Genomic DNA, 16,461 nt, shown 5'->3' on the forward strand with positions numbered 1-16,461 from the left:
GTTTCCTTCGGATGCGCCTGCAGATAGTCGAGGGCAGCCGCCAGAGACACAAAGCCTGCATTCGCGCCGCCGGCCGTCACGCGCACGTCGGGTGGCGTGGACTTGGTCCAGGAGTTGGGGAAGTTCGGGTTGCCGATGGAAAAAGTACTTGTAATTTGCTTGCGCAAGTCATCCCCGGCGAGAAGGGGATCAAACCGTTCTGCAGGCAAAGCGTACTCAACATGGATACCCGCCAGTTCATTCCAGCCTTTTTTGTTTTTTACGTCGTGGGCGTTATAAAAATAGGTTGGATTTGAAAAATACATACCATGGAATTTTGTTATTATTTGCCTAGCGTATTTAATATGGAAATCACTAAAATTAATTCTCCCATCGTTCGAAGATGCTATCCCTGCAACGGATCTTACATTCGAAAAAATAGCTGGGTACAACTCTACCATGTCGTCTTTTTTATTTGGACGAACTTTTCCCATAGTCCACAATAACTGCCATTCAGTAGGATAATCTTGTCTATGAAGCGGATTCAACCATTGCACCCCAACTACTTGGGCAGTAAAAGGCACGCCAACATCAGCAGTACCATTTTTGCTTTTATCGATAATTGGTTCCGATTTGAGTACGCATGACGATAGTCCTACCGTCGCCATGATCGCCGCGACAGAAGTAAATATAAAATTCTTAGCCACTCTCCCCTCCCATGCATATATTTAAAAATAAAAATTAAGGTACATTATTTTCACGTAAATCACTTATTTTTTTTGGCATTACGCCGTCTACTGATTTTCTTACCCACTTCGAAGGCGCGGCTCCATTCACTTTGCCTTCGTAAAAATATTCAATAGACATATTTATATGCTCAGGGCCTCCAAGATCATCAAGAAACCGCCAATCCGCCATCGTCCTCAACTCCCGCAAATCCGTTTCCAACAAATGGCAACAGCCCACGGCCACGTCATACGCCAGCGCCTTTCTGGAGTGCTCGCTGTTGGTCAGGATGGTGGAGTGATCGGTGGCATAGGTGCCCACATTGCCAGCCAGGCCCGCCTGGATTTTCCGATGGCGCCATGCCGTGTATTGCGCACTCGCCGTCTCGGGACGGTCTTCTTCCGTGACGTGTTTGTCTTTCCCGACCTTGCCTTCGCGCTTGGCCATCATGCGCAGGGAGGCGTGGTATTCGTATTGCAGCGCCGCTTCGCTCTCCTCGTTGCCGCGCGCGGCATCGGTGCGCTGTTTTTCGCCATGCAGGCCGCCGCGCGGTATCGACAGCTCGCGCTCGCCATGGAACGGGTCGCCCGCCGGATGGGCGGCATCCTTGTTGCGATTCCAGCCATGCGGATGCAGTCCCATGTCGAAACTGGGGCAGATAGCGCCAAACAACTTCGCCTGCGGGAAGAAGGTCTCTGGCAGGTCGGGCGCTTCCAGCGGGATTTTCCAGTACTTGTCGGGCGAGGCATTGATACGCTTGCGCATCAAGGTGGTGGCCACGATGGCGATGGGCGCAAACGCCACGGTGAGTATCTTGAACAGCCAGTTCTCTTGCGCTTCCACCCCCTTTTCCACGCTATAGGTGGAAATCATGGAAGGCGGATTCCAGAAATGGTCGCTGCCAAAATCAATGGCAGGACGGTGATCACCCCAGTAGTCGTACGCGCCTTTTACGCCGACGGGAAAACCCTCGGCAAACACGCGCTGGGTAAATATTCCCTCGCCGCCTGCCCTGGCGATTTCGCCGGGGTCGAGCTTGCCCTGGCGGTCTTTCTTTGGCAGGCCATTCTTGTCCAGCACTGGGCCGGCCAGGCCGCGCCAGCCGATGCCTTGCACCGTCAGGGACGAGATCACCTGGTCGTGCGGATTGCAATACAGGGTCACGCGTCCCACGGTCGCGCCCCGTACGCCATAACTGTCAATATCGTGCTGCGCCTTGAATGGGTGGTGCGCGCTGCTCATGGACTGGTCGATTTTCCCGGCTGGCCATTGTGCGGCGCGCCGCTCGCCGATGAGGGCAAAAAAGGCCGCCAGCGTGTCGATGCGCGCCGCGGCCGTCTGGCGGCCCGTGCTGCCATCGGCCGCCTTCAGATTCGACGACGTCCAGTTCTCCGCCATATTGTCTTCCACCACGCTGTAGGGTGGATTGCACAACACATAATTGTCGGCAATACAAGGCCACAGCCTGCCTTGGGAATCAGCCACCTTGGGCAGGCGTTCGCCCAAGAAGGCCGCCGCCATGCTGACCATATTGCCCTGGCTATGGCAGACGATGGTGATCGGCACGTCGGCCTGTTTTTGCCGGATGGCCTCGATCAACCGGGCCAGGCGGTAAGCGGCCAGCACGAAGTACGGGCGCGGCGGGCAGGCATACACCTGCCGGTCATTGGTCGGGTTCATGTGCTGGATCTGCATCCACAGGAACAACTGGTCCGACAGGCCTTCGCCCCACAAGTCCGGCAGCGAAGTGCAGCCATTGGCGAACGGTCCGCCGCCCCAGTAATTCTGTTCGTTCAGGAATATGCCGTCGCCATACGTCTGCAACTCGATATCATTGGCTGCGTAACCCCAGCGAAAGCGGATCACGGGCGAATAGCCATCGCCTTCCATGAAGGTTCTGGGTTTCATCAGCGGGTTAATGAAACCGTCGCGCGTCAGCTGTTTCAGATAGCGGGCCGGCGTCATGGCGATGCCTTCCTGGGCGCCACGCCCGGCATCGTGTACGCGCCGGTGCAGGCGCGCATTCAATCCCGCGCACAAACCGGTTTCCGCCTCGTCATACCATTCGCCATCGGAATTGACGCCATGCACGAAGATCATGATGCCTGGCAAGGGCAGGCGCGTGGTAATCGGCAGCGTGTCATGGTCGAAGCGCAGCAAGCCGTCTTTTTCGCCTATCTGCAGGTATTTGCTTTCATCAAAGGGCAAGGAACCCGCCTTGGGCTTGTGCACGCTCATGCTTGACTCCCGTGAATGATGGACAACGCACTATCCACGCTCAGTCGCGCGGCCTGAAAATACGCACCTTGAGTTTTTCCAGGCTGTCGCCCACGATGGCGGCCCCCTTGCCTTCGCTGTCGGCATCGACCACTTGCTGCGAACCATCTTCGCGCTCGACGACGATTTTGACGCCACTGACGGGACTGCCGTCGAGGCCGGAAAGCACCTGCGGCATGCGGCCCAGGTCGCCCTCGTCAAAGCTCGGCAGTTCAGCCTTGCTGCTGGCCGGGCCATTCCAGTGATGGCCGTCGGTCTTGATGGTCAGCGCACCCGGGCCGCCCAGTTCCACGCTGCCGCCCGCCAGTTTCAGATAGGCGCCCCCGGCCGTCATGAACGTGATTTCATCCTGCGCCATGCCGATCAGGCGGGTATTCGCCGTCAATTTCAGGGCCTTGGCGGCGTTCAGCTGCATCTCGTCAAACTGGCTCTGCATGAGAAATTTGCCATGGTGCGCGATCTGGGTGATGCCGCCCTTGTGGGCAAACACGGAAACGCCGTCGCCAGCCTGTATGCTGCAGCGCTGGCCCGCGATCACGTGTACATGCTGCTGCGCCACCGTATCGACATTCACGCCGGCGTAGCTGACGATGGTCTTCGGGCTGCTCAGCGCCAGCCCCGCAGGCGCCGTCAGGCTGGCCGCAGGCGCCACCGCACCCGCTACCGCCTCCTTCAAGGCTGCGGCGGGCGCTGCGTCGACCGGCAGCGCCTGGTGCGCGCCAGCGTACTCGCCCAGCGATTTGAACAGGTCCAGGCACTCCTGCATCAGGGCCACATGCTCCTCGGCGGATAACTGGCCGCCTGTGGCGTCGAGCCGCTGCCAGGCCGACAGCAGCAGCGCCTTGCCGCTACGCACGGCGCCGCCATGATCGCTGCGCAATTCGAATCCGTCGCCGCGCTGCCGGCCAGCGCCGCCGGCGCGCGGCTCGACGAGGAATCCCAGGTTCAGCTCGGTGGCGGCGTGATCGCTGGCCAACTGGGCGCTGATCTGCCGCGGCGTATCGTCGAAACGCAGCTGATTGCCGCCCTGACCACGCACTTCGCGGCTGCGCATGCCCGCCAGGTAACGGTTGCCCGGCAGCGCGCCGCGCTTGCTGAGGGCCGGCGGCGGCGCCACGGTATTGAACAACTGCCCCAGGACAATCGGCCGGTCAGGGTCGCCCGCCAAAAATCCGATCAGCACTTCCGACCCGACTCGCGGCAACGCCAAGGTGCCGCACTGGTGCGCGCTGCCCTGTCCGTCGCCAGCCCAATTGCCGACGACGCGCAGCCAGGCTGTGTCGCGCTCCGTATCCGAGGCACCGGAACCTTGCGCGTGCGCATGGTCTGCGGCGCGGGTGGCAGGGAAACGCACCTTGATGCGCCCCTGTTCGTCGCAATGCACTTCTTCACCGGCAGGTCCGACGACGATGGCGCTTTGCAGTTGCGGCTGGGGCACATCGCGTTGCGGATCGAAGGCGGGCACCAGCACCACGCTGGAGCGGACGCAACTGAAGCGCATGCGATAACGCGGCGTTTCCGGCCCCGTCTCGCCGTGCAGCCAGGATGTTCCTTGCGCCTGCCAGCCATTGGAGGCGAACAGGCGCGCGAGGCGCGCATCCAGGGTTTGCGGCAGATTGTTGCTGGCATGCACCTCCAATGCCGTGACCAGGAAACGCCGGCCATCCGGCCGGTGCCGGTCGATCTCCGGATGACCTTCCAGGCTGAACTGCTGGCCGGCGCACAGCGAGCGCACCACGCCCTCGCCATGAAAACACTTGGTTTCCACGTCATGGCGCGCCATCGCCAGCAAACCCAGCTGGCGAAAATCTTCTGCATCGTTGCCCAGGTGCGGCGTCGCCACAAAATAGTCGTCGAGGCTGGTTGCCAGGCTATTGCCGCTGGCACCCTGGTCCGCCATCGCGCCCGCATCCGTTTGCATGAACTGGCGGTTGCGCGGCGCCGCATAATCCCAGCTATGGCGCCCCGTGCTGCCTGCCTGCAAAGTGCGTACGGCGCCCCAGGCCGTGATGGTATCGCTCTCTTCAGTGCCATCCGCCCGGTGGTAGCGGATGACCGGCGCCACATTCTCCGGCAGGCGGCTGGCGTCGTCGAACAGCAACAAAACGTGCGAGGGCATGGCGTCGGATGCCCCATGTTGTGCGGCGCCAGGCTGGATGACCCAGGAAATGCCGCGCCGCCGCAGCAGGCGCCGGATGAATGCGGCATCGGATTCATTGTGCTGCATGGTCAGCTCGCGCGCCGGAAAGTGACGACCGGCCAGGGCCTGATCGATTTTGCAAGCGAACGTGGCACCGATGATGCTGTTGCCCAGCCGCCATTCGGCAATCAGTAATTCGACGATCTCCAGCTCCGTCTTGGCACGAAAAACCCGCGTATTGCGGCGCTTTTCCATCAAGGTCAGCGCATCGTGCAGCACCAGCCGGTAAGTGGCGAGGCCGCCATCGCTCAGTCCGGCCGATGCCTGCGCGACGATGCCGCACACGCTGCGCAATTGCCCCGTATCGGTGACAATCTGCAACTCGGCCGGCACACCGATGAACTGCTTGAGCGGCAAATGCGCGTCAAGCGAGACGCAACCTATGCTGTACTCGAGGCCAGCACAAATGGCTTCGCGGCCATCTACCCGCTGCGGCAACAGCACATCGTCGTTGATGCCGTCCGCATACGCCAGCCGCAGGCGCAATGGCCGGTTGCTGGAGTTCAATTCCTTGTCCGCCAGCATGAATTGCATGAATTCGTCCGCGCTATCCATTCCATCTCCCTCAATGCCGATAGGCATCGCCCCAAGCTCATCAGTATTCATGCATTTACCGGCGGCCAATTGCGGCACATCAAGCGGCGCCGGGAAACCGGAGGTCATAGTGCATGGCGTCGCAATCGCTGCTTGCCTCTCCCGCCAGCAGACGCGCTGCCTGCCCCAGGCAAGCTGCGCCTTGCCCCATCCTGTCCGTCAGGCTGCTGCCGTGCACATCCGCAGTGCGCAGGATCAGACGGATTTCGTATTGCATGGAAGGCATGCCAAACAGGCTCAACATGCTTTTCAAGGCCAGCGCGCCTGAATTTCCAGGAAGAAAATCGTCAAACTGTGCCCGCGTCAGAGGACCCAGGTAAAGGCGCACGCGCAAGTCCCGGCGCCGGCAGCGTGCGCCCAGCATGGCACCCTGCCCCAGACTCACATTGCCAAGGTTGAGCAGGGAATGCTCATCGCCTGGGCGCACGTGCCAGGTGCTGACGAAGGACTCGATGCGCAAGGGCACGCCGAAATAGTCGCCCAGCACGTCCGCCATCAATTCGGCGCTGACGGGGCGGTGCCGCAGTGCCGCCGCGTAGTAAGCCAGCGCTTCCGGCGGCAGCGCGCCAGCACTTGCCAGGCGCGACGGCCAGGCGCCAGCCAGCGCCAGCTGCAACGACAGGAAGCCGGGGCGGCCGCTTGCGTCGGCCTGGCACTCGATCCGGCTGCCGGCCCAGGCCTGATAAAACAGCACGGGGGCGCGTTGCGACAGGGCATCGAGAAAAGCACGCGCGCCGGCATCGCCCATGGCACGTTCCTGGCGAATCAGGCGTTCCGTATAGTGCAGGGGCAAAGTGCCGTTCACGCCCAGCAAGCCCATGAAACTGGGCCGCAGGTGCAGGCGGCCATGCTCGCCGTCATGCCACACTGCCTCTATTTCACAGGCAGGAAAGGCCAGCGCAACGCTCTGATGGAAACGCAGGCCATCGTGCAATGCGGAATCGGCGCACGCTCCCTGCCGGCATAGCCAGCGTTCGAGCAAGCGCACGGTCTGAAAGAAACCAAAACGGTATGGCGCCTCGGACAGCAGCGCGATTACGCCAGTGCTTGCTGGCCATTGCGGGGCAGGCATCGCAGCAGCTCCTTCCCACTCTTGTGCGAAATCAAGAACAAACGGCAATAGCTGTTGACATGAACATACATGCCCAGCACATGCTCGATCACTTGCGCAAAGATATGCAGGCCACTGCCGACGTAAGCCTCTTCATCCACTGCCAGCAAGACATCGATGCCAAACACCAGCACGCCGCCACTGGCGTCGGGCATCCAGGTGCTGCTGGCGCGCTGCGTCAACGCCTTGATGCCTTGAATTTGCCGTTGTGACATCAAGGAAGCGGGCAAATCATGCAGCGCCAGCATTTCCTGAAACAGCGCCAGACCATCGTCCAGCAAAGATTGATGATTCAACGACAACAATGCCAGCAAACGGGCTTGCGCAGGCAAGTTGGCTTTAAAGCGATACGCCGGACTCGGCTGGCGCAACAGGCGCACCGGCAGCGCACCAGCCGCCCCCTCGTGCCGCAGATCGCCACCGGGCACGCCGAATGGCAATGCGCTCGGTAAATCGCGATTGCTGCACGTCAGGTCGACCGATACCGTCGCCAGGCCGTCATAGGTATCGTCCTCGTCGCTGTCGACAAACGCCAGGCTGCTTTCGTAACCGGGATGGCTGAGCGCCCGCGCTTCATCGCGCCGCGCCACCCAGTAACGGCGCTTCGCTCCGCCAGCCTGCCCATGGTGCATGGCATAAAACGGTTGGCAGTGTGTCACCATGCCGGCATCGGCGCCCTGCCGTACCACACGCACGGCATCGACACTATGGATGTCGTACGCGTGCGCATATTTATGCTCGGCGAGCAACGGATATTCGCTGTGCATGTGCGTCAGCCTGATCGGCGCTGCCGCTTGCTGGAACAGATTAATCACTGGCGTGCAGGCAAGCAACAAATTACTTGCCGATACAGAACGCAGCAGGCGTGCGCCAGCGCTGCTGACGGGCATGTCCCGCAGGCCGACATACAGCGTCCAATTCCGGCATCCAGGCGGCAAAAGCGGTGTGATCAAGCCAAGGTCGATATCGAAGAACTGGAATTTTTCAGGGAAGGCAAAGTATTCGGTCAGCAGGCAATAGGCACGATGGGAACCCGGCTTGCGCGGCAACAGCGCTTCCTCCGGCAAAAACCCGACGGCACGCAGCGGCACTTGCGCCAGCGGCAACTGCGCGCCTCCGGCCTCGATCCAGGCGTACGCGGCATGCAGAAACAGGGCATCGCGCAAGGTGGCCGTCAGCGATGGCGTGCCGTCGATGAAGACGCGTACGCCAGGCAACGTCAATTGCTCCAGCGTGCCAGTGGCCGATGTGGACACGATATCGATGGCAATCGCGGTCGATATGTCGGACGGCAAATGAATCGCCGCAGTAACATCAAGAATGGGAACGAAACGCGCGCCAGCGAGGCTGAGCGGCGCCAGCACCACATCATAGGCGGTGCGAAACTTGCAGACGACACCCTGATATTGCGGTGCATGCATCAAGGTTCCGCGCGGCAGCGTGTCGATGCCGTCACGGGCCTGACCAAGCGCTCCACTGGCATCCACATGGGCAATCGAACACGCTGGAAACGGCCTCAGGTAGTGCGGAAAATTCACTTCCAGCATGGACTCGGTGAAAACATGGCGCGCATCATCGATCTTCTTGGCCGTGCGGGCATTGCACAGAGCGTATGCCTCGATCAGGCGTTCGATGTGCGGATCGTGGCAGTTGCTGCCCACGATACCCAGTGCGGCAGCGACACCAGGATAGCGGGCGGCAAATTCCTGCTGGTGCGTACGCAGCATGCCCAGTTCCAGTTCATAGTATTTCAGCAAGGATTCCATGCAGCCGACTCCAATGCAGGACGGGCGACAAACGTCGCCATACGGAAACTGTATTATTCAACAATGATAGAAAAGTAAGTTGCGCAGGAACAATAAGTCGCCCTGCGGCATGGCAGCAGCAGCATTCCCGGCTGAAATATGCTTGACAGCCCCGCCCGACATCCCTTACATTGAGTGCATGTCCTCCTTCAAACATTCCTCCCCTTCCCTGCTGTCGCTATCGCGACTACTACTAGCACGCGCATAAGTTTGCCGCATTGCTTCGCCTGGCCACACGCCGGCGTGTTTCAAAAACCCTGGAAGGTTTGATGATGTTTGCACCATCCCCATACGTACACGTAATCCCCGCTGCGACCGCTCCTGCCGGCATCGCGGCCGCACTGCTACCGCTACCGATCGCTTGCCTGGCCTAGTGTTGCGTGGCCGCCCGGCAAGCTTGCGCCACAACCATTGATTTCCCCCTATCTTCAGGAGTACCCGATCATGATGTTGCAAAACCCAGCTTCCAAATACCGCGCCTTTCCTCCAGTCAAATTGACCGACCGTCAATGGCCGAACCAGATCATCAGCAAGCCGCCCATCTGGATGAGCACAGACTTGCGCGACGGCAATCAGTCCCTGATTGAGCCGATGAGCGCGGAAAAGAAGCTGCGGTTCTTCGAGATGCTGATCGCCATCGGCCTGAAGGAAATCGAAGTGGGTTTTCCATCGGCATCGCAGACGGATTTCGATTTCGTGCGCAAGCTCGTCGATGAAGGCCGCATCCCGGACGACGTCACCATCATCGTGCTGACCCAGTCGCGCGAAGAATTGATCCGCCGCACGGTGGAATCCGTCGTCGGCGCCAAGCGCGCCATCGTCCACCTGTACAACTCCGTGGCGCCCGTGTTCCGCAAGGTCGTGTTCGGCATGTCGCGCGAAGAAATCACGCAGATCGCCACCACCGGCACCACCCTGGTAAAACAGCTGGTGGCCCAGCATCCGGAAACGGAATGGGGCTTCGAATACACGCCGGAATCGTTCTCGACGACGGAACTCGATTTCTCCAAGCATATCTGCGACGCCGTCAGCGCCATCTGGAAGCCGACGCCGGCCAACAAGATGATCATCAACCTGCCGTCGACTGTGGAATGCAGCACGCCGAACGTGTATGCGGACCAGATCGAATGGATGTCGCGCAAGCTGGCGCGCCGCGATTCCATCATCATCAGCGTGCACCCGCATAACGACCGCGGCACGGCCGTCGCCTCGGCCGAGCTGGCCGTGATGGCGGGCGCCGATCGCGTCGAAGGCTGCTTGTTCGGCAATGGCGAGCGCACGGGCAACGTCGACCTCGTCACTTTGGCGATGAACTTGTACACGCAAGGCGTGCACCCGGGCCTGGATTTTTCCGACATCGACACCGTGCGCAAGTGCGTGGAAGAATGCAACCAGTTGCCCGTCCACCCGCGCCACCCGTATGCGGGCGACCTGGTGTTCACGGCATTCTCCGGCTCGCACCAAGATGCCATCAAGAAAGGTTTTGCCAAGCAACAACCGGACAGCATCTGGGAAGTGCCCTACCTGCCCATCGACCCGGCCGACCTGGGCCGCAGCTACGACGCCGTGATCCGCGTCAACAGCCAGTCCGGCAAGGGCGGCATGGCGTATTTGCTGGAACAGGAATACGGCCTGGTCTTGCCGCGCCGCCTGCAGATCGAATTCTCGCGCGCCGTGCAAGCCGTGGCCGACGCCACGGGGCGCGAAATCGCCGCGCAGGATATCCACGAAATCTTCCAGAAGGAATACCTGGAGCAAACGGCGCCGTACGCCTACGCTTCGCACCGCATGGTGGAAGACACCAGCAGCGACGAGTCCGTGCAGATCGACATCAGCCTGTCGCACCGCCAGACGCCATTGGCCCTGCAAGGCGGCGGCAACGGCCCCATCGACGCCTTCGTCAATGCGCTCGGTCTCGACATCAAGCTGATGGATTACCATGAGCACTCGATCGGCTCCGGCGCCAATGCGCAAGCGGCTTGCTATGTGGAATTGCGCCTCGACAACGGCCCGACCCTGTTCGGCGCCGCCATCGACAGCAATATCGTCACCGCCTCGTTCAAGGCAGTGCTGTCGGCCGTGAACCGCCGCATCAAGCAGACGGACGCCGAAAAAACAACAGCGGCCGACGTGGCGGCCAGCGCCGCCTAAGAACGACGCTCCCTCTCGCACAGGAAAAAAAAGCGGCATGGCTTGATCCACGTGCCGCTTTTTCATTTCCGTAGGGCAATTGTTGCTGCAAAAGAAGTATCACTCGCCGTATAATCGACTCATAATAAGACCACCGGGGACAGGATTCTAGCTACCGAGGGAATGAGTATGAAATTGACGGACATGAAGATAGGCGCGCGCCTGGGCGCGGGTTTTGGCGTGGTACTGCTGCTGATGGCGGTGCTGGTGGGCACGGGCCTGTTCCGGCTGGACAAGATCGGCGCGCTCAGCGAAGCCATCATCGAAAAAGACTGGGCCAAGGCGGACGCCATCGCCACCATCCGCAGCACCACGCGCTCGAACGCGGCGCTCGTGCTGGAACTGTTCATCCATGAAGATCCGGCCCGCGCCAGCGCCATCCACGGCGAAATCGACGCCAACAAGGCCACCATCACCGATGCGCTGGCCATCCTCGACCGCCTGATCGTGCTGCCGGAAGGCAAGGAACTGCTGGCTACGCTGAAACAGCAGCGCAAGGCCTATGTCGTCTCGTTCAGCCAGGCAGACAAGCTGCTGGTGGCGGGACAGCGCGCGGAAGCGGCCAAACACGTGCGCGACGACACCCTGCCCGCCCTGAATCAGTTGCAAAAGACGGTCAACCGCCTGAATGAAATCCAGCGCGGCGTGGTCGTGCATGGCGGCCAGCAAATCCAGCAGAATATTTCCGCCGCTAATGTGCTGATGGCCAGCCTGGGCACGGCCGCCTTGCTGCTGGGCATACTCTTTGCATGGCGGGTCACGCGCTCGATCACCACGCCCGTCGCCTATGCGCTTGGCGTGGCGCAAGCCGTTGCGGCAGGCGACTTGAGCAGCAAGATCGTGGCCGAGGGCAACGATGAAATGGCCCAGCTGCTGCGCGCGCTGCACGACATGAACCACAACCTGGCCACCCTCGTGGGCCAGGTGCGCGGCGGCACAGGCACGATCGCCGTGGCGTCGAGCCAGATCGCCAGCGGCAATGCCGACCTGTCGGCCCGCACGGAAGCGCAAGCGAGCGCGCTGGAAGAGACGGCCTCGTCGATGATCGAACTGACGGGCACCGTGCGCAGCAACAGCGACAATGCGCGCCAGGCCGACAGCCTGGCCCGCTCGGCGTCCGCCATCGCGCAGCGCGGCGGCACGGCCATGGCGGAAGTGATCGGCACCATGGACGCCATCAATGCCTCGTCGCGCAAGATCGTCGACATCATCGCCGTCATCGACGGCATCGCTTTCCAGACGAATATCCTGGCGCTCAATGCGGCCGTGGAAGCGGCCAGGGCCGGCGAGCAGGGGCGCGGCTTTGCCGTCGTGGCCACCGAAGTGCGCAGCCTGGCGCAACGTTCGGCAGCGGCCGCCAAGGAAATCAAGGAACTCATTGCCGACTCCGTCAACCGCGTGGGCCAGGGCGCGCAACTGGTCAGCCAGGCGGGCGCCACAATGGATGAAGTAGTGGCCAGCGTGGGCCGGGTCAGCGCCATCGTCGGTGAAATCAGCGTCGCCAACCACGAGCAAAGCGAAGGCATCGAGCAGATCAATGCCGCCATCATGCAGATGGACCAGACGACGCAGCAGAATGCGGCCCTGGTCGAGGAAGCAGCCGCAGCCGCCGCCGCCATGCATGAACAGGCGGGCGAACTGGAAACCCTCGTCAGCCAGTTCAAGCTGGAACAGAACGCCGTCGCCAAGGCGCCGCCCCGCCCTGACGCGCCCGCCGTCCCGCGCCTGCACTAAGTTACTCCACCTTTATTCCACCTTTATTCCACCTGGCGCGCCAGGCGGATGCCGGCAAACTGCCAGCGCGCGCTTGCTGGAAAGAAATTGCGGTAGCTGGCGCGCGCATGGCCGGCCGGCGTGGCGCACGAAGAGCCGCGCAGCACGTACTGGTTCAGCATGAACTTGCCATTGTATTCGCCCAGCGCCCCGGGCGCCGTGCGGTAGCCGGGATACGGCGCGTAGCTGCTGCTGGTCCATTGCCAGCAGTGGCCGAACATCTGCCGCAACCCTGTTCCCGGCACGCCGGCCGCCGGATGCAGCCGGCCCACTTGCATGTCGACGCCCTGCGCCGCCACTTCCCACTCCGCTTCCGTCGGCAGGCGCGCGCCGGCCCAGTGCGCATACGCATCGGCCTCGAACAGCGACAGATGCGTGGCCGGCGCCTGCGGGTCCAGCGGGCGCAAGCCGGATAAAGTGAATTCCTGCCAGTGCCCCGCGTCATCGCGCTGCCAGTACAGCGGGCATGCCAGCTGTTGCGTGCGGACCCAGTCCCAGCCCTCGGCCAGCCACCAATGCGCCGTGCGGTAGCCGCCCGCCTCGATGAAGGCGAGAAATTCGCCATTCGTCACGAGCGCGCTGGCCAGTTCGAACGGCGCCACGTATTGCGGGTGGCGCGGCAATTCATTGTCGAAGCAAAAACCGTCGCCCGCGTGGCCGATCTGCGCCAGGCCGCCGTCGAAGGCGAGCCAGGCCGTGGGCTGCGCGTGTTCTTGCGCTGGCGCAAACGTGCCGTCCAGCGCATTGTCCAGGTAAGCGGGAAACAGGGCGCTCTGCGCCAGCAGGTGCTTGACATCCGTCAACAGCAATTCCTGGTGCTGCTGCTCGTGTTCCAGGCCCAGCGCCAGCAGCATGGTCAGCCGTTCGCGCGCGTCGCGCGCCAGTTCGCCCGCCAGCAGGCGCGCAATGCGCGCATCGACGTTGGCCCGGTAGGCACGCACGACGTCCATGCCGGGGCGCGTCAGCAAGCCACGCTGGGCGCGCGGGTGCTTTTCGCCCACGCCGTTGTAATACGAGTTGAACAGCACGCGGAAAGCGGGGTGGAATGGCGCGAACCCCGCTTCCATGCTCTCCAGAATAAACGTTTCAAAAAACCAGGTGGTATGCGCGAGGTGCCATTTGACGGGACTGGCGTCCGGCATCGACTGGGCGCCGCAATCCTCGTCGGACAGCGGTTCGGCCAGCCGCAGCGAGTGCTGGCGCACTGTATGGTAATGATCGATCAGCATCTTTTTCTTAATCCCTGATGATGCGCGCATAAATGACGGCAAACCACTGCTGCGGGTCCGTCCAGACTTGCACGGTGGAAAACCCTGCCTGTTCCAGCAAGCCGACGAAGGCCGGGCGCGTGTATTTATAGCTGTCTTCGGTATGGATGCGTTCGCCTTTCGCGAAACGGCGCTGGCCACCTTGCCAATGGACAAACTGTTCGCTGCGCGCCTCCAGGTGCATTTCCACGCGGTGCTCATCGGCATTGAAAAACCCATGGTGCCGCCAGGCGCGCACGTCGAAGTCGGCGCCGATCAAGCCGTTCACGTGGCGCAGCATGTTCAGATTAAAGGCGGCCGTGACGCCCAGCGCATCGTCATAGGCCGCGTCGAGGACGGCGTCATCCTTGATCAGGTCGACGCCGATCAGCAGGCCGCCATCGCCGTCCGCATTCGCGCGCAGGCGGCGCAGGAAGGCAGTCGCTTGCTCAGGCTCAAAATTGCCGATCGACGAGCCGGGATAGAAGAACAAGCGCCGCGCCTCGCGCACGCTGTCGGGCAAGTCCAGGCGGCTGGAGAAATCCAGGCCCAGGCCCGTCATCTCGATGTGCGGAAAGCGCTGCTGCAGCCGGCTCAGCGATTCGCTGAGAAAATCGTAGGAAATATCCACGGCCACGTATTGCGCCGGGTGCAGCAGGGGAAACAGGCTGGCGGCCTTGGCGCAATTGCCCGCGCCCAGGTCGATCAGGGTGCTGCCCGGCCCCACGGCGTGCGCGATCTCGGCGCCGTGGCGGGCGAAGATGGCCGCCTCCGTGCGCGTGGGATAGTACTCGGGCAAGGCGCAGATGGCTTCGAAGAGTTTCGAGCCCAGCGCATCGTACAGGTACTTGGGCGAGGTCCAGGCCGCGCGCGCCAGCAGGCCGCTGCTGATCTCGGCTATCGTGGCAGGAGTGGCGCTGGCCGCGCGGGCGTTGCTAGCGGGATACAAATCGGACAGATGCTGCGCGGGTGGCGTGGTCATGGGCTGGCGTCGTCAATGTTGGGTTCACGAAGGGCTTGCACGGTCGGCCACCGGACGCGCCGCCCCTGCCGCAGCGCTTGCGGGCGCCTTTGCCGATGACTTTTTCTCATCATAGCGGAATCCGCGCAAGCCAGCCGTGCGGCAGGTAACTTAAGGTCAACCGCGCGGCGCGCACATAAAATTGGTATTGCCAAGCAAAAAGCATAAGGCTGTCGTATACTACACATTGCCGGCCAAACAATCCGCGCGCCCTTGCAGTTCCCAGGCCCCCCTCTCCCCCGCGTGCCTCCCTTTACGATAGCCGTTATTAATCAAGATCACCATGCTCGAATTGCGCCATCTGTCGAAGTCCTATGCCAATGCCCGTCCCGTGCTGGCCAATCTTTCCTGCCGCTTCAAGGCGGGGGAATTCATCGCCATCATGGGCGATTCGGGCGTGGGCAAGTCGACCTTGCTGAACCTGATCGCCGGCCTCGATACGCCCGATGCGGGTGCCGAAGCGCACCCTATCCTGGTGGACGGCATTGCCATGTCCAGCCTCGATGACGCCGCCGCCACCCGGCTGCGTCGCGCCCGCATGGGCTTTATCTTCCAGGCCTTCCACGTCTTGCCGCACCTGACCCTGCTGCAAAACGTGGCCCTGCCGCTGCTGCTCAACGGACTGCCCCAGGAGCGTGCCGCCAGCATGCTCGAAGCGGTCGGCCTGGGCGGACGCGGCGGCGACTTTCCGCAGCAATTGTCGGGCGGCGAAATGCAGCGCGTGGCCATTGCCCGCGCGCTCGTGCACAAGCCGGCGCTGGTGCTGGCCGATGAGCCGACCGGCAACCTCGATCCGGACACGGCGCACAGCATCCTGCAATTGCTGCGCGCCGAAATCAAGGCCAACGGCAGTTGCGCGATCATGGTCACGCATTCGCTGGCCGCCGCCGAAATGGCGGACAGAACCATGATCCTGACGAAAAGCGGCTTACAAAATACAACAATCGTCAACCAAATTGATCAAACAATCAGTTAATTTAACTGACCATCTGTCACAAGTTTTGTTATCGTAGTATTATTGAAAACACTTGCATGGTTATCAATGTTGTAACGCAAATGGTGTACTACGTCACCCGGACAGCCGTACTGCGATGACGAACTATAGCCGGGACCACGTAAAGTGGTCTCGTCCCTTGCATAACCTGAAGGAGGAGTAAATGAACGTTCGGCAAAAGAAGCTGGAAATGATTGAAGCGATGAACCGGGCGCGCGCGCTCGAACCATCGAGTTTTGTGCCCAACAAGCTGCTCGATACCCTGATCGAGAAGATGAACCTGAAAAATGATGCGGAACTGTGCCGAGTTCTCGAGGTCCAGCCCCCCATCATCAGCAAGATTCGTCACGGCAAACTGTCGGTCGGTGCAACGATTTTATTGCGCATGCATGAAAAATCGGACATCACCATCCGCGAACTGAAGGAACTGTCCGCCACGCCAGTCCATTGAACCACCCGCTGTTGTCATGCCATGCCAGGCACCCAGGTCCCCGGCGCCATGAACTTTTGCCATGAAATTCGCGTAGTTCGCTCACCGCACCGC

Annotated in this window: 10 protein-coding genes and 1 pseudogene; 4 read left to right on the forward strand and 7 right to left on the reverse strand. The window is 61.4% G+C overall.

The annotated features are described in order from the left end of the window. The 5 genes and pseudogenes from IGS61_RS17355 to tssF form a co-directional block, all read right to left on the reverse strand. Positions 1 to 686 (reverse strand): annotated as a pseudogene (locus IGS61_RS17355) (virulence factor); the annotation flags it as partial. Between the two features lie 34 nt (positions 687 to 720). Then, complete coding sequence (locus IGS61_RS17360; protein WP_230540816.1) at positions 721 to 2,943, reverse strand: T6SS effector phospholipase Tle3 domain-containing protein; 2,223 nt, start codon at positions 2,941 to 2,943, stop codon at positions 721 to 723. Positions 2,944 to 2,983: 40 nt separating this feature from the next. Then, entirely contained in the window at positions 2,984 to 5,737 is a 2,754-nt protein-coding gene (locus IGS61_RS17365; protein WP_230540817.1) for a type VI secretion system Vgr family protein, read from the reverse strand. A gap of 79 nt (positions 5,738 to 5,816) precedes the next feature. After that, positions 5,817 to 6,848 (reverse strand): type VI secretion system baseplate subunit TssG, encoded by a 1,032-nt coding sequence (gene tssG / locus IGS61_RS17370; protein WP_230540818.1) that lies wholly within the window; start codon positions 6,846 to 6,848, stop codon positions 5,817 to 5,819. After that, entirely contained in the window at positions 6,812 to 8,653 is a 1,842-nt protein-coding gene (gene tssF / locus IGS61_RS17375; protein ID WP_230540819.1) for a type VI secretion system baseplate subunit TssF, read from the reverse strand. The genes tssG and tssF overlap by 37 nt, the downstream gene beginning before the upstream one ends. A gap of 483 nt (positions 8,654 to 9,136) precedes the next feature. On the opposite strand from tssF, the gene leuA reads away from it, so the two are divergent. Beyond that, the gene (gene leuA, locus IGS61_RS17380; protein WP_230540820.1) at positions 9,137 to 10,843 is read left to right on the forward strand and encodes a 2-isopropylmalate synthase; all 1,707 of its coding nucleotides are present in this window, start codon (positions 9,137 to 9,139) and stop codon (positions 10,841 to 10,843) included. Positions 10,844 to 11,011: 168 nt separating this feature from the next. Next, complete coding sequence (locus tag IGS61_RS17385; RefSeq protein ID WP_230540821.1) at positions 11,012 to 12,616, forward strand: methyl-accepting chemotaxis protein; 1,605 nt, start codon at positions 11,012 to 11,014, stop codon at positions 12,614 to 12,616. 23 nt (positions 12,617 to 12,639) lie between these two features. Here the strand turns inward: IGS61_RS17385 and egtB are convergent, their stop codons facing one another. Further along, positions 12,640 to 13,884: an ergothioneine biosynthesis protein EgtB gene (gene egtB / locus IGS61_RS17390; RefSeq protein ID WP_230540822.1), complete on the reverse strand. Its 1,245-nt coding sequence runs from the start codon at positions 13,882 to 13,884 to the stop codon at positions 12,640 to 12,642. Between the two features lie 7 nt (positions 13,885 to 13,891). Beyond that, positions 13,892 to 14,884, reverse strand: coding sequence for an L-histidine N(alpha)-methyltransferase (gene egtD, locus IGS61_RS17395; RefSeq protein WP_230540823.1), 993 nt, complete (start codon positions 14,882 to 14,884; stop codon positions 13,892 to 13,894). A gap of 322 nt (positions 14,885 to 15,206) precedes the next feature. Here egtD and IGS61_RS17400 point away from each other — a divergent pair, with 322 nt between their 5' ends. Together IGS61_RS17400 and IGS61_RS17405 are read left to right on the forward strand one after the other, a co-directional pair. Continuing rightward, complete coding sequence (locus IGS61_RS17400; RefSeq protein ID WP_230540824.1) at positions 15,207 to 15,899, forward strand: ABC transporter ATP-binding protein; 693 nt, start codon at positions 15,207 to 15,209, stop codon at positions 15,897 to 15,899. Positions 15,900 to 16,080: 181 nt separating this feature from the next. Beyond that, positions 16,081 to 16,368 carry a hypothetical protein gene (locus IGS61_RS17405; RefSeq protein WP_034786045.1) on the forward strand — a complete coding sequence of 96 codons (288 nt, stop codon included), beginning with the start codon at positions 16,081 to 16,083 and terminating at the stop codon, positions 16,366 to 16,368. Positions 16,369 to 16,461: the final 93 nt, after the last annotated feature.

It is taken from the genome of Janthinobacterium sp. FW305-129 (assembly GCF_020858115.1).
GTDB lineage: Bacteria > Pseudomonadota > Gammaproteobacteria > Burkholderiales > Burkholderiaceae_D > Janthinobacterium.

What these genes read in the sequence shown, in the direction of transcription:
- IGS61_RS17405 (WP_034786045.1), top strand. Translation starts at nt 16,081, where the DNA reads ATGAACGTTCGGCAAAAGAAGCTGGAAATGATTGAAGCGATGAACCGG.
- IGS61_RS17385 (WP_230540821.1), top strand. Translation starts at nt 11,012, where the DNA reads ATGAAATTGACGGACATGAAGATAGGCGCGCGCCTGGGCGCGGGTTTT.
- IGS61_RS17400 (WP_230540824.1), top strand. Translation starts at nt 15,207, where the DNA reads ATGCTCGAATTGCGCCATCTGTCGAAGTCCTATGCCAATGCCCGTCCC.
- tssF (WP_230540819.1), bottom strand. Translation starts at nt 8,653, where the DNA reads ATGGAATCCTTGCTGAAATACTATGAACTGGAACTGGGCATGCTGCGT.
- IGS61_RS17360 (WP_230540816.1), bottom strand. Translation starts at nt 2,943, where the DNA reads ATGAGCGTGCACAAGCCCAAGGCGGGTTCCTTGCCCTTTGATGAAAGC.
- egtB (WP_230540822.1), bottom strand. Translation starts at nt 13,884, where the DNA reads ATGCTGATCGATCATTACCATACAGTGCGCCAGCACTCGCTGCGGCTG.
- egtD (WP_230540823.1), bottom strand. Translation starts at nt 14,884, where the DNA reads ATGACCACGCCACCCGCGCAGCATCTGTCCGATTTGTATCCCGCTAGC.
- tssG (WP_230540818.1), bottom strand. Translation starts at nt 6,848, where the DNA reads ATGCCTGCCCCGCAATGGCCAGCAAGCACTGGCGTAATCGCGCTGCTG.
- IGS61_RS17365 (WP_230540817.1), bottom strand. Translation starts at nt 5,737, where the DNA reads ATGGATAGCGCGGACGAATTCATGCAATTCATGCTGGCGGACAAGGAA.
- leuA (WP_230540820.1), top strand. Translation starts at nt 9,137, where the DNA reads ATGATGTTGCAAAACCCAGCTTCCAAATACCGCGCCTTTCCTCCAGTC.